General features: G+C 64.8%; 13 protein-coding genes. 4 read left to right on the top strand and 9 right to left on the bottom strand.

Going from position 1 to position 13,667, the window contains the following annotated elements:
* Nucleotides 1-90: 90 nt before the first annotated feature.
* Entirely contained in the window at nucleotides 91-1,920 is a 1,830-nt protein-coding gene (eccA, locus tag LDL21_RS24500) for a type VII secretion AAA-ATPase EccA (protein ID WP_225281920.1), read from the top strand.
* Nucleotides 1,921-2,025: 105 nt separating this feature from the next.
* On the top strand, nucleotides 2,026-3,789 hold the full coding sequence (gene eccE, locus LDL21_RS24495; protein ID WP_225281919.1) for a type VII secretion protein EccE: 1,764 nt from the start codon (nucleotides 2,026-2,028) through the stop codon (nucleotides 3,787-3,789).
* Nucleotides 3,790-3,858: 69 nt separating this feature from the next.
* Here the strand turns inward: eccE and eccB are convergent, their stop codons facing one another.
* From eccB to LDL21_RS24450, 9 genes are all read right to left on the bottom strand, one after another.
* Complete coding sequence (gene eccB, locus LDL21_RS24490) at nucleotides 3,859-5,358, bottom strand: type VII secretion protein EccB (protein WP_225281918.1); 1,500 nt, start codon at nucleotides 5,356-5,358, stop codon at nucleotides 3,859-3,861.
* 98 nt (nucleotides 5,359-5,456) lie between these two features.
* On the bottom strand, nucleotides 5,457-5,768 hold the full coding sequence (locus LDL21_RS24485) for a WXG100 family type VII secretion target (protein ID WP_181699419.1): 312 nt from the start codon (nucleotides 5,766-5,768) through the stop codon (nucleotides 5,457-5,459).
* A gap of 27 nt (nucleotides 5,769-5,795) precedes the next feature.
* On the bottom strand, nucleotides 5,796-6,092 hold the full coding sequence (locus tag LDL21_RS24480; protein ID WP_181699421.1) for a WXG100 family type VII secretion target: 297 nt from the start codon (nucleotides 6,090-6,092) through the stop codon (nucleotides 5,796-5,798).
* A gap of 93 nt (nucleotides 6,093-6,185) precedes the next feature.
* Nucleotides 6,186-6,977: an ESX secretion-associated protein EspG gene (locus LDL21_RS24475; protein ID WP_225281917.1), complete on the bottom strand. Its 792-nt coding sequence runs from the start codon at nucleotides 6,975-6,977 to the stop codon at nucleotides 6,186-6,188.
* Nucleotides 6,974-7,924: a PPE domain-containing protein gene (locus LDL21_RS24470; RefSeq protein WP_225281916.1), complete on the bottom strand. Its 951-nt coding sequence runs from the start codon at nucleotides 7,922-7,924 to the stop codon at nucleotides 6,974-6,976. Before LDL21_RS24470 ends, LDL21_RS24475 begins: the two co-directional genes overlap by 4 nt.
* A 12-nt stretch (nucleotides 7,925-7,936) precedes the next feature.
* The gene (locus LDL21_RS24465) at nucleotides 7,937-8,281 is read right to left on the bottom strand and encodes a PE family protein (protein ID WP_225281915.1); all 345 of its coding nucleotides are present in this window, start codon (nucleotides 8,279-8,281) and stop codon (nucleotides 7,937-7,939) included.
* Nucleotides 8,282-8,354: 73 nt separating this feature from the next.
* The gene (locus LDL21_RS24460) at nucleotides 8,355-8,672 is read right to left on the bottom strand and encodes a hypothetical protein (protein ID WP_225281914.1); all 318 of its coding nucleotides are present in this window, start codon (nucleotides 8,670-8,672) and stop codon (nucleotides 8,355-8,357) included.
* 105 nt (nucleotides 8,673-8,777) lie between these two features.
* Nucleotides 8,778-9,077, bottom strand: coding sequence for a YbaB/EbfC family nucleoid-associated protein (locus tag LDL21_RS24455; protein ID WP_225281913.1), 300 nt, complete (start codon nucleotides 9,075-9,077; stop codon nucleotides 8,778-8,780).
* Nucleotides 9,078-9,345: 268 nt separating this feature from the next.
* Nucleotides 9,346-10,278: a hypothetical protein gene (locus LDL21_RS24450; protein WP_225281912.1), complete on the bottom strand. Its 933-nt coding sequence runs from the start codon at nucleotides 10,276-10,278 to the stop codon at nucleotides 9,346-9,348.
* Between the two features lie 635 nt (nucleotides 10,279-10,913).
* Here LDL21_RS24450 and LDL21_RS24445 point away from each other — a divergent pair.
* Both LDL21_RS24445 and LDL21_RS24440 read left to right on the top strand, forming a co-directional pair.
* Entirely contained in the window at nucleotides 10,914-12,773 is a 1,860-nt protein-coding gene (locus tag LDL21_RS24445) for a hypothetical protein (RefSeq protein ID WP_225281911.1), read from the top strand.
* Nucleotides 12,770-13,564: an ESX secretion-associated protein EspG gene (locus LDL21_RS24440; protein WP_225281910.1), complete on the top strand. Its 795-nt coding sequence runs from the start codon at nucleotides 12,770-12,772 to the stop codon at nucleotides 13,562-13,564. The genes LDL21_RS24445 and LDL21_RS24440 overlap by 4 nt, the downstream gene beginning before the upstream one ends.
* Nucleotides 13,565-13,667 lie beyond the last annotated feature (103 nt).

The following is a 13,667-nucleotide window of genomic DNA, read 5'->3' as shown; positions in this document are numbered from 1 at the left end:
CCGACCGTTCGAGTCGGTGCACGGCCACGACGTTCGGACGCTACAGTGGCGAAAGCTACACGGGGAACAAAGATTTCGGGGGAAGCGCGGATGGCTGATATTCGCCAGGCACAACGGGCATTCGACGCGGGGGTCCTATCGCTCGGCCTGAGCATCGACGGACAGGAATCCAGCCGCGACCTCGAGTACGCGAGATTGGCATTCACGCGAGCCACCGAATGGGACGACGGAATGTGCGACGCCTGGCTGGGCCGCGCCGCCGCAGGCGAACTCACCCAGGAAGTACTCGTCAATCTGCACCGGACGAGCACCATTTCACTCAATCGCGAGCAGCGCAGGGTCGGTTTGGCGCCGCGTCAGCTCGCGGGCCGGTTCACACCCGGTCTCTACATCGACTACCCGCTGTCGAGCTTCACCGAGATCTGGCTCGCCTACGCGGCACATCTGATCGCGGACAAGCAGTACGGCGACGCCGAGCGGGTCCTCGACGAACTGGCCGCGCATCGGGCCGCGAAACCGGCCGATCCCGACAAAACCGCCGACGACCGGATCTGCGCCTACATCCGCGGCGTCCTGCACTACCAGACGCAACGCTGGTCCGACGTGATGTCGGTGCTGCCAGGATCCGCCGAATGGGACGACCCGTATCTGGCCGCGGGCGCGCACGTCATGGTCGGTTCGGCCTGTGCGCAACTCGGTTTGTTCGGTGAGGCCATCCGGCGGCTCGAGCAAGCCGAGGCGGGCCCCATTCCCGCGGCCCGCACCACCGCCATGTTCTGTCGCGGCCTGTGCCTGCGGGAATCCGGCAAGGCCGAGGAAGCGCAGAAACTTTTCGAGCAGGTCTATTCGCAGGCACCGGACTTCGAGGCCAACACCGCTGCCATGCGGGACAAGACCTACCGGCTCACGGTGACCACCCGCGAGGCCCTCGAAGCGAGGACCGACAAGTGGGATCCGGCCTCGGCGCCGTCGATGTCCGATCTCGAGGACGCGCAAATCCAGGATCGGGCCAAGTCCGTGCTCGCTGAGGCGCGTGCCGAACTGACCAAACAGATCGGGCTGGCCTCGGTCAAAACGCAGGTCGCCAAGCTGCAGTCCACCGCCCAGCTGGCCCGGATCCGCGCGGAGAAGGGTTTGTCGAGTGCGCCTCGCGGACAGCATCTCGCGTTCACCGGTCCACCGGGAACCGGCAAGACCACCATCGCGCGGGTCGTCGCCAAGATCTATTGCGGCGTAGGCATTCTCAAGACCGACAAGGTCGTCGAGGCCAAGCGCGTCGACTTCGTCAGCCAGAATCTCGGCGGCACCGCGCTCAAGACCGAGAAGGTGATCGACAGCGCGATGGACGGCGTGCTGTTCATCGACGAGGCCTACACGCTCATCCAGACCGGCCTGTCCGGCGGTGACGCCTTCGGACGTGAGGCCGTGGACACCCTGCTGGCCCGCATGGAGAACGACCGCGACCGGCTCGTGGTGATCATCGCCGGCTACGACGGCGAGATCGACCGCTTCCTCGCCGCGAACGACGGTCTGGCATCGCGCTTTTCGAAGCGGTTGCAGTTTCCGTCCTACACACCGGAAGAGCTCGGTCAGATCGGTGAGGTGATCGCGGCGTCACGTGACTCCACGCTCTCCGAAGGCGCGCTCAACCGACTGGTCCTCGCCTGCCGGGATCTGTACGAAACACACAGCACCGATCAGAGCGGCCAGCCTCGCCGCGGTGTCGACCTCGCGGGCAACGGCCGTTTCATCCGCAATGTCGTCGAGGCGGCCGAGGAAGAACGCGAGTTCCGGCTCGCCAACGACGATTCCCTCGACCTGGCCGACGTCGACGACTCGGTTTTGATGCGCATCGAGGAACCCGACATGGCGGTGGCTCTGGACGGGCTGCTGGCCTCGCTGGGGTTTTCGGCGAACTAGCGCGCGGCGCACCCGCGCGGCTCGGGATCGACCTGCGCGGACACCAACTGAGATAGGCAGACGAGCGCACAGCTGTCGGTGATGCGCTCGGGTCGGGGGAGATCGGTGAGTATTCAGCAGCTGTCAGAAGACCGGACATCCCAGGAGCCGGAACCCGAGGAGCCCGGCACCGCCGGGTTGAGCTCGCAGGAGTTCTGGTTGTTTCGGCACCTACCACTGGGCTTGGTCATCCCGATGGCCCTCATCGAGGTCGCGGCATCGCTGATCTCGATCGCGCTCGACGCGCCGTGGTGGGCGACGATGATCGTCTGCCTCGTGGTGGCCGCCTGCGGATTCGCTCCGGTGCGCGGGGTGCCGATCGGTCTGCGGATCGGCGCCTGGGTCCACTACCGGTGGCGCCGGCGCACCCGTACCATCATCGAACAGGATTCGACCTTCGACGTTCCACTACCCGACGGCGGCAGCGCCGGTGTGCGCTGGGACGGCCGATGCCTGGTCACCATGCTGCGCGTGGACTCGCCGCCGGACACGCTGACCCTGCTCGACCGTGGTTCGCTCAGCACCGATCAGGTGCTGCCGCTCACCGAAATCGCCCATTGCCTACGGCAATTCGATATCGCGCTCGACTCCATCGATGTGGTGAGCACCGGGACTCGGACCACGAGCACCGACGCCGTGCTCACCGGGTACGCCGCCCAGGTGGCACCGCTGGGCCGCATGTACGACCAGATCCTCGGCCCGTTGCCCGCCATCGCCCAGCGCACCATGTGGATCGTGCTCCGCCTCGATCCGTTGGCCAACGCCGAGGCCATCGCCAACCGGGGCAGCGGACACGAAGGCACGCTGCGCGCGGCCATCATCGCGACCCTGCGGGTGGCCAACCGGCTCGCGACCAACGGCATCAAGGCCGCGATTCTGACCTCGGCCGACATGAGCGTCGCGATCAGGGAACTCAGTCGCGGCATCGCGATCGACCAGTTCGACGAACGCCCCGACACCCTGGAGCAAGCCGACGTATTTCTGACGAGCTACCAGATCGGCGACGAACTCATCACCGCCGACGGCTTCGCGCGGGTGTGGGCGGTGCCGAGTCTGGCGACAACGGTGATGGTACGGCTGCTGTCCGGCGACGACACCCGGGCCCGACTCGGGCAGCGGCGCAGGATGATCGAAGTGGACGCGCGAGTTCGCTACGACACCTATACCGAGTTCGAGGAAGTACCGCTGGCGGGCCTGCGACCGCTGCCCCGCCGTCAGCTCTGGGCCTTGGCCGACAGCCTGCCGATCGGCAGCCGCGACACCGGGGCGGTGGGCTATCGGGGTGGGCTCGACGCGCTCGCCGACCTCAGCATCCCCACCACCGGATGCGGGCAGCTGATCGGTGCCGACAGCTCGGGCCGGGGCGTCGCCATTCCGCTGGTCGGTGTCGGCAGCCGCCGGATCGAGATCGTCGGCAACCTCTATCTGGCCCAGCAAGTGATTCTGCGCGCGATCGCGCTCGGAGCCGGTGCGATCGTCCACACGGATCGTCCGGCCGCGTGGCACACGATGGTCGCCAATGTCGGTGCGCCGAACGCTCTTACGTTGGCACCGCGCAATGCGGGTGCCCGGGTGACGCCCGCCGGCGGCGGACCACACGCGCCCGCGATCGTCATCGTGTTCGACGGTGTTCCGGCCTCCGCACCTCCCGGATCGGCGACCGTTGTGAATATCGCCCGCGAATTCACCTCGGTACCGAGGCCGGAAGTCGATGTCACCATCATCCAGGATCCTCGGTCGGCCACCACGATCACCGTGCATACCCCCGCCTCGAAGGCCACCGCCACCCTGGTCACCACGCCCACCGAGCAGTACTATCTCGGGGCCTGAGCGGTCCCCTGCAGACAACAGGGCCCGTCCGGCCGGGTCGGCTGGACGGGCTCTGTTGTGTCGACGGGCTCAGCTGCCGGTGGGCAGGGAGTCGTATTTCGTGAGGGCCGACTGCTTGGACAGCGTCGCTCCCGGCACGAGCTGGCCGACGATCTCCCACGGAGCCAGCTTCGGGGTACGTCCGAGGCCGAGGACTTCGGCGGTATCGAGATCGGGGATGCCGTAACGGATTCCGTTGTCGGCGACGTAGAACAAACTGCCACGTCGCGGGCTGCCCGAGCTGATTCCCGTGATCTGGATGAACTCGCCGGACGACGGCGGGATGTACGCACCGTCGATCCGGTCTCCGGTGCCGTCCGAGGTGGCCACGGTCACCGCCTTCGCCGAGTCCGGGAGCGGCAACCGGGTACCGGCCAGCAGTGTGACAACGGCCCGGTCGGCGGGCGCCTCGGTGGCATCCGGGGCTTTGGTCGGGATCGCCTTCGCCTTCGTCCACGACAGGCAGGCCACCGGAGCGTCCTCCGCCGTGAGAATCTTCGGAATCTCGTCGGGGAACTCGTTCACCGGCAGTCCCGACACCGTCGCCATGCCATCGAGGATGTCCGGCGGCATCGATTTGATTTCCGACATCCCTTGGGAATTCGCGTTCCTGATCACCTGCGCGGTGAACGGCGAGATCCGCTGCACGCCACCGGCCTGCACGACATACAGCGCTTCCCCCTCCGCGGTGGACACCTTGATCACGCCACCGATCGGCACGTCGCTCAACCTGCCCGGCCCCGGCTGACCGGCCAGCGCGATATTCGGCGGGGTCAACACGGGCACCTCCCGCGCGGCATCGAGCAGCCCGGTGCTCACCGCCCGAGGCTGATACTCCGAAAGCCGCAGCGTCCGTGCGATCGCCGTGTTCTTCGTGTCGATCTCGGCGCGCTTGCCGTCGTAGATCAGGTAGGTCTTGTCACCCCGGCTCACCAGCAGCGTCGCCGCCGGATCCGCGTCGCGGATCACCGCGTTCACGTGCGGCCGGCCGGCAACCAATGTGGTCACCACACCGGGCGAGGAAATCGCGCTACCCGACTTGGACAGCTGCACCGTGTCGCACAGCGTCCAATCCGATCGTTCGCTCTGCTTCGAACCGGGCAGCGCCCCCGGCGCACCCGGCAAGCCGAGAATAGGCCCGCGTGGCGCCGAATCCAGCTTGCGATCCTTCACCGAGGTAGGCGTTTCACTACTCCCGGTGATCAACCGGGCCGACGCCAGATTCAGCACCGGATGAAGCGCGGTGATGTTCTTGTTGTTGTCCCGGACAACAACATAGAGCGCACCACTGTCCTTCCCCATGACGATATTCGCATCGCCGATCGCGCCCTGCGGCCGCAGAAACGCCATGATCGCAGCCCCGGCGACGATCAGCAGTGCGAGGATCGCGCCGGCCACCAGTGAGCGCAACTGAGAACGCATGGGGTCGTGCAGCATTCGCACATCACGCCGGATCAGGGCATGGTCCAGCCTGCGCAATAAGAAGCGGTAGCCGTTGACCTGCGCGCGGGTGGTCAGCTGGGCAGGCACTGTTCCTCCAATGAACTATTCGAACCGGTGCACAGTAGTCGCCGATATGGCTAGGCACCCCTTTCGGTTGTTCGAAAGGGGTGCCTAGCCGATGGCCGCTACTGGATGAACCAGTCACCGACCTTCTGGTCGGTGGTGGTCGCGTTCTGCAGCGCGGTCTCCACCTTGTTCGCCAGGTCGGTCAGCTGAGCCGCGGTGTCGCTGAAGTCGGTCTTCCAGACCTGGTACACGGTGTTGAAACCGGTGAAGGACTCACTGGTCTCGCCGGAATTCGGATCGATCCAGGCGTTCTGCATCTCGGTGTAGCCGTGCTCCATCTCGCCCGCGACGGTGTTCAGCTTCGTGACCTCGTCACGAAGCGAAGTGATCAGCGGGTTGATGTAAGTCGGGTTATAAAGCTGTTCGGACATGATTGCCTCCGTTTATAAAGTTTGCGATTAGACTTTGAGAACTGTGAACTCTGCGGCGTTGGCCTGGTTCATCTGCGACAGGCCCTGGGTGCCGCTCTGAACTGCCTCGTGGATCGCATCGAGCTTCTGGTTCAGATCCGCGGACTCCTGGTTCCACTGGGTGGACACCTTGTCGAACTGAGTCTGCGCGTCACCCACCCAGCCGGGCCGTGACGCTTCGATAGACGACGTGATCTCCTGCAACGTCCGACGGACGGACGCGATAGAGGTCTCCATTACATTGGCTGCCGCGACAGCCTTCACTTCATCCTGAAACTGAGCCATGAAAGGCACCTTCCTGAAAGTGTTCCGGACCTTCCGGACCGATTCGCCGAATTCGGCAGCACCGGCTTCTACTTCTGGTGGAGAAACCCTGATCTAGCTGGGCATCCACCTCCCCCCCGGCAGAGATTCGACCAACCCCGCAATCGCCTGCGCGACCCGGTGATCGGTCCCAGGCGTGACGGTCGACCACGCCTGCTGGTCCGGGGCTGAACCGGGAGCGGCCGCGATGCGGCCCTGCGCGGTGTCGTAGACGACAACGGCTCCCGGAGAACTTGTGGTGGCGCCGTCCTCGTGCGCATAGGCAACGATTTCGGCGTATGAACGGCACGAACCAAATGCCAACCCGTATGCCGTGGCGTCACGTCCCTGCACTCCGAGGGCGTATACCGCGTCGGCGTAGTCGGATGACTCCGTCGCACCGTCGAGTCGTTCGGCGACCTCGGCCGCCGGTGCGCTGAAACTCGCCACCTGGGCGGCGTCACAGCGGCCGAGAGCGTCCAGGATCGGGCGCGCGAGCGCGGCCCCTGATCCGTCGCTCCAGATCGAGCTGATCTCGAAGTGGTCACCGCGCCGGATCGCGAACGCATGGTGCTCGCCACGCCGGACCAGACACATCCGCACGGTTTCGCCCTCGCCGTAGACACGGACGACCAACTCGCGTTCTGGATTGGCGAGTGCGGTCAGCGCGTCGCTCAGCTCGAGCGCGACCTCGCCGTAGGCGTCGATCGAACCATCGGCTTTCAGCTCGACGAACGCATCTTCGCGTGCTTTCAGCAGTTCGTCGTATGTCTCCCACCGCGGCCATACCGCGAGCACGGTGGGCAATGTCTGCACGCCGAGCCGATCGGTCAGCGTCAGCAGCCCGTCGGTGGTCAGAGTCGTCACGCGCTCGCCTCCTGCGCCGGTGCGGCTGCCTGCTGCACGTTGGCCGCGGAACCACCGAGCACGGCGGGCGCGGCTTGCACTCCGGCGTCGACGAAATCACCCTCGCCCGCCGACAACAGACCTGCCCGGCTCGTGTGCTCTTCTTCCGCCTTCGACGCCGCTATGGCGCCCGGTGCCATCGGCACCGAACCCTGCGGCACGGTGACGGGCTGAGCAGTAGTCACCGGTGCGGCGACCGAGGTCACCCCGGCGGCAACCATCCGGCCACGATATGCCGTCTGCCGCATCGGAACCGACAGTGCGCCGAGGCCGAGCGGCATGGCGATGCTGCCGGTCGAGGTGGGTGTCGTTGTCGCCGTGGTTGTTTCAGCGTGCAACGCGTCGGCCGTCGCGATGACCGGCGGCTGCGGCTGTTCCCATGGTGTCGCCAACGGCTCGGTGACGAGCTCGTAGGTCCGCATCACCCGCGCGGCTGTCGCCTTGGCGAGGTCGGCTTCCCCGTCGATCTGCGCGGCCTTCGCCAGCATCGGCGCGCCGAGGGTGGCACTCACCGCTTCCAATGCCTGCTGTGCGGACTGGATCGCGGCGATCGCGCCTGCGTCAGGCATCGCCAGCCTGGCCACCTGGTGGGCGGCGGCGTGTGCTTCCGCTTGCGCGGCGTTCGACGCGGCGGCGGTCGCCATGTCGAGGAACCAATGCCGCAGCGCGGAAATCTTCTCGACCGTTGCTCTGGCCCCGTCGGACTGCCACGCACCGTCGATACCGCCGAGAATCTTCTCGAATTCCACCACCGCGAGTCCGAGACCGGCGCCGAGCCGCGCCCACGCCAATCCTGTCTCGGCCGGGGTCCGTGCGCCTGCCCCGGTGGACAAGTCCCGGGAAAGATCCTGAGGCAACTTCGCCTCCCAGACCTGGCCGGTGAAACCCGGGGGTGCCGGTTCGAGCATCAGCGAGTCCCGTCAGACGTTCCGCGAACGGAACTCGTCGGCACTGATTTCCTCGTTCTGCACAACCCGATCGGACTGTGCGCGCAGGTTCGCGGCGATCTTGCGTAGCTCGAGCACCCCGTCGATCAGGTTGCGCTGAAACGATTCACCGACGGTGGTGAGCGTCTGCGCGGCCCGCACAGACACCGCGTCACTGCCCGCCGGCGCGGGAGAAAGTGCGTGCTGTTCGAGACGCAGATCGTTTTCGAGCCGCTGAGCCAGCGCATCCAGCTGCGCGGCCGCGTTCGTTGCCGCTACCGAATCGAACCGGATCTCGCCCGACTCACCCCCGACAGAAGCGTTTGTATCAATCCCCATTGCCACTGCTCCTAATTGCGAACGAAAATCCCGCTCCGAAATAGTTCGCAGCGGTTACGAATTCGACCGAAAGTCAGCGCGACCTGACGGAATTCATTGCGGCGGCGCCGAGCTGCTCGTCGAGCTGAACCGCGCCGACAGTTTGCGCCGATACCAGGGCAGTACCCGCATGCACCGCCGCGATCTCGGTCACCGATGCCAGGTTGTTGCCCTGTGCGACAGCGAACGCGGCAAGAAAATCCTGCCCGATCAAACCGAAGATCGGCACCGCGGCCGCCATCGATGCGCCGGCATCGGCAGCGCCGGCGGCCGCCACCTGCGTAGCCATAGCAGCGTTGGCGGCACCATAAGAATAAATCGCCGCAGTATCGGTACGAATCAGAACGGCCATCGTCCCCTCCAGAATATTTGATGGTCGACATCAGCATACATTGCTGAAAAACGTTGTGCTACAAGGCTTAAGGTAATCATAAGGAGCTCGAAAGTTAACGAGACATTACCGCGCGACCTCGGCGTTGAACTCCTCGATCAACTGCGCGCGGCGCGCAAAAGCGCTGGCCGCGGCCGCGGCGGCGGTAGCGACAAGGGCGGATTCGAAGCCGTCCGGCGTCATGCGGGTGACGGCGTCGGAGAATTCCAGCGCCGTCATCGCACCATTTCCGTCGACCTCGACCGTCATCGCATCGTCCTCGGACGCCTCGCGCTCCCTGATCCGCGTGAGTTGGTCATGCAGATCGCGCATACGATAGACCTGTCGCTGCACTCGATCGACCAACTCGTCCATGGAATCGACCACGATTCCCCCCTTCCATCTCGTCATCTACCGACGAGACTCCAAACCTGTTGTTACAACTACCATCTCGGCGCCGAAAACACCATAGATCATCGTCTTTTCTGCCACCATCGGCGGCAAAACGGTCGAGCCGACGGGTCGCAATACCTGAAAAGTGTTCATGGCATTCGACAAGCGCCGAAATGATGACCGCTGATCATGTCCGACATTTTGTCGGCGGGATTTTCGATTCTCGCGCAGCGAGTCATTCACTTCGGGAGTTCATCGGCGACTACCCGCGCGCGTCGACCAGTCCCGCCAGCGAAAGCTGATACCACGCGCCGTCGACATCGCCGACTGAACCCAAAGCATCCTTCAGGAGATCGCGGGTGACCGCCCCCACCTCCGCCGCCGCGACCAAGACCGCCGCAGCGGACCGCGGCGCATCGGCGGAACCAGCGGCACACACGGCGTCCACGACCTCCTCGGCAGTCCGGATCCCCGGCATCGCGACAGCCAACTGCTCGACCTCGGCCGACTCGCCCCGATACCACTTCCCGCGATCCCACCAGAAGCAGAACGACAAGAGCCCATTCGCCGCACGGGGATTGAGTACCTGGTTGGCCACCCACTCGGGAGCACCCGCGTAGTAGTCCGGAAGCACTCCGGTGCTGTTGTACGCCACCTCCAGATCCGGAGCCCCCCAGACACCGCCGGACAACACGGCACGGTCCCCCGGCAGCAGATACAACGTCGACCCGCTACGCCCATCCCCCTCGAAGATCCCCATCGACGGGAACACCCGAGGCCCCCGCTCCGACTCACCCGCGACGAACGCGGCCGAGAGCACTGCCCACCGTCCCCACACCGCCGCCAACCCAGGCAGCCCCTCCACCTCTCGCGCCGAAGCCACCCCTACCGAACGCGCCCGCGCAGCCGCCTGCCGCGCCGAGCGTCGCTGCGAATCCTCCTGCCGCACATAGGCCGCCAACCACACCGGGACTCGGGCGCGCGGAAACGCCTGCAGATCCGCAAGATACGCATCGGGAGTCAGCAACTGATCACCCGGAAACGGTTCGTCGCCGTAGTCGTACTCGACCTCGGAACGCCCGTCCGCCGACGCCCGCACGACCATCCGCCACCACGGCCCACGGAGCGAACCGATTTCGCGCACGCGTTGCTCGCGAATCAGATCGAGCACATCCTCCGGCACCTCGGAACGCACCGCCCGACCTTCCCGGTCGAACCAGTCGACTCTCGCCACACCCGTGCCACCAGCCAATGCGACAGATGCCTCGAGCCTCCTCCACCCCGCTGGACCGACCTCGCCGAGCCGACGAATCAATGTGTCCGCCAGTGGCTCCCGAGCCGACAACACCGGACGACCGACTCCCGCAGTATCCGAACCGAGCTCGTCCGAAATCGACGCCCCCTGTGAACCGAGCACCGAGTCGACGCCGTTTGCGGCTGGGCGGTTCACCGCCTTCTCGTCGTCCGCAGGCGTCACCCCGAGCTGGAATCCGATGTCGGTGGAACCGAGCAGCCTGCCCCCAGTACCCTCAGCGTCCGACGCTGCACGGACTCCCCGTTCGCTCACCTCGGTTACCCTCCCCACTCCACTCGGCATCCAGATGTAGCTACCCGATCCTGCCCCGTGTCCCCTACGGACGCCAGCGCACGGCGCCGATGCCGAAACCACCTGCCCTGTGGCACTCACCCCGCCAGAGCGGCATAATCCCCAGAGGTAGCTCGCCAACGCAAGACGGGCTACCGGGGGGACAGGACAGGCGGGGGGAGACATGATCGCTACCGTCGCACGACCAACTCCGAAGCCAAAAGAAGCACTCGAGGGGAGCTGGCGTGACCGACTGGCGAGAGCTACAAGCCAAAGCGCAATTACCGAGCGATGCGCTGATGTTCAACTCATCGGTGACAGCCACTGCGTTGAACTCTTGCAACCAACTCCTCGGATATCTACTGCTCGTCAAGCAGCACATTCCGAATGTGAACAATCTCAAGCCGTTCGCAGGCCCGAGCTCTATCTTTTGGTCAGGAACCAAGCTGGCGATGGAATTCTCCACCCAGGCCGACAATCTCGATCGAATAGTGCAGTCGCACGTCGATATCGTCAATGCGATGGCCGATACATTCAAGGCTGCCGGTCTCGCTTACGCAAAGGCCGAAAACCAGTCGACTGACGCGTTCAAGGACATCTTGAACACCACCACCGCAGGCCGACCCACCACACCGAAACCTTTCCTTCCGGACTCGTACCGGCCGTCCTACGACGTGCCTGTTCCAGGAGCACCACGCAAGACACCCGAGCTCGGTTATCCAGCCAAGACGGTGAAGCCCGAGGTTCAGACGTATGGGCCACTGCTGGACAGGAAGAGACGCAATCTCGGTAGTGACCACAAACCTCCGTCGGACACCCGCGCGGTGCCACCCGAGAACGCCTTCTCCAAACCCTGGGTTTCCTTCTACCAGCTCGGCGAAAGCATAAATGCGGGGACGATCGCATTCGCGGCGGAGAATTGGGAGTGGATGGCAAACCAACTGGCCAACGGCTTCGCCCAGTTCCGCTCCGATGGCCCGAAAATGCGGTCGGGCTGGACCGGTGCCGGGGCAGATGCGGCGTTGAAAGCCATCGAAGACTACACCGCCGATACCGAAGGTCTGACGCTCAATATGAAGTACGTCAGCAGCCGACTTTACGACTTGGCATCGTCTCTCAGAGAGACACGAGTGCGCATGCCGACTACGCCGCAGGATCCAGCTGAACAAGACAAGAGTGGAAAAACTGAAAGCAGACTGAAGTACATACAAGAGGACTGCGATGCCTACTACATCGCCGGCATCATTCGGTACAATTCGGAACTCTTGACTTTGAAGTCGCCGAAGAGCAGAGCAGGTCTTGCTCTCCCACCGCAGGAGGCCGCACCGGAGGTACCGGCACCTGCCGCTGTACCCGGCGCGAATACCGGAGGTGGCGCGGGCGCAAATGGAGGAGGCGGCGGCACTCCTCAACTCACCACGCCTGAAACCCCCACTACTCCAACGACACCGGAAACACCGACGACGCCGACAACGCCCGATACCGGTGACCTGACTTCCGCTCTCGAAAGCGCGTCGGAGGCCGCCCAGAATCTCCTGTCATCCGCCACGGATTCTGCGGACACCTCATCCCTCGAAGACGCAGCGAACAGCGCGCAGGAAGCCGCGCAGGATGCGACCGAGGATGCCTCGAGCGCTCTCGAGCAAGGACTGGAGGCTGCGCAGCAGGCGGCCGAAGAGAGCTTGCAGGCCGCCCAGGAGGGTGTCGAAACGGCTCAGGAGAACAGTGCGCTGAACGGTGTGGTACCCACCGGACTTGCGGAACTTCCCACATCGGCCGGCGGTGCCGGTGGTGGCGGTGGCTCCCGAGCCGGTCTTGGGGGCGGAGCGGCCGCGGCGGCTCCACTGACTCGGGATGCGACCCAGTCCCGATTGTTCCCTCGCGCAGCAGCGATCACGACGGCCGACGCCATGGTGAGTCGTGCCGGGATCGCGGCTGGGGCCACCGGTGCGGCCGGCGCACCGGGCATGAGCCCCGCCGCCGCTGGGCAAGGGCAAGGCCAGGGCAAAGAGCACAAGCGCCCGCAGTATCTGAATTCGACTGAGAATCTCGATGAAGCACTTGGCGACGCACCGGTCGTGGTTCGGCCGGTGGTGGAACGATGAGCCGGACGTGGCGGCTCACCGATCTGGAGCTCGTGGTGATCTGGGAGTCGCTCGGTGAAGCCGGCACGCTCCCCCATCCACTCGTATTCATCAGTAGGACCCCCATGTATTACGACTACTTGCGTGAGAAACGGGAAGTTGGTGAGGGTTTGAGCACCAAGCTGGACAGCTCGTTCAAGAACGTCCTCGAAGCACTGACCCAGCCAGATATCCGGATCGTGGTCAACGGTCTGGATTCGCGCGACCCCCATCGCGCCGACGGCCGGGTCAGGATGTTGGCGTTGCGCCGCGCGAATCGCGGCTATCTGATCACCCAATTGCCCGGCGAGACGTATATGCACAGCGGAGGGTTCACGGTGACCGAATGTGATCCGCTGAAGCTGGCGGACATCATTGTCAGCGCGTTGCCCCCGGCCGAGGCCGGAAAGATGCCGGAGATTCCGTTGATCGAGACTGCCGTCACCGATGTCGAATACGACTACGGCCGCTCGTTCGTGGAGGACGATTTCGATGAGCGGACGAAGGTCCGTTCCAGCAAGTTTCTCGCGAAGCCGACAGCATCCGTCGGATCGATAGGTGTGGTGCAAGGCCACTCGGAATTCGGACCACGCGGGATCACCGAGCGCTGGCTCCAGTGGCGGGATCTAGAAGACGACGGCCGATACGCGGTGACTCCGGGACCGAGTTCCACAGCGATCCCTGCGGATTCAGCTCAGTTGATCTCGATGGTCAATGCTCGGATCGCCGCGGTCATTCGTGCGATCAGGGATGAACGCAAGTCCTACAGTTGACTCTTGGCGCAAGCGCGGGTGTGCAGTCGCGGGCCGCAACCAAGACTATTGTGCCTTCATACTCGTTGTGGCACAGTCGAATAGGTGGCCACAGGTGCGGTCA

The organism is Nocardia rosealba, assembly GCF_020216065.1.
In the GTDB taxonomy this organism is placed as follows: Bacteria; Actinomycetota; Actinomycetes; order Mycobacteriales; family Mycobacteriaceae; genus Nocardia; species Nocardia rosealba.
This window is presented reverse-complemented; position numbering and strand designations above follow the sequence as displayed.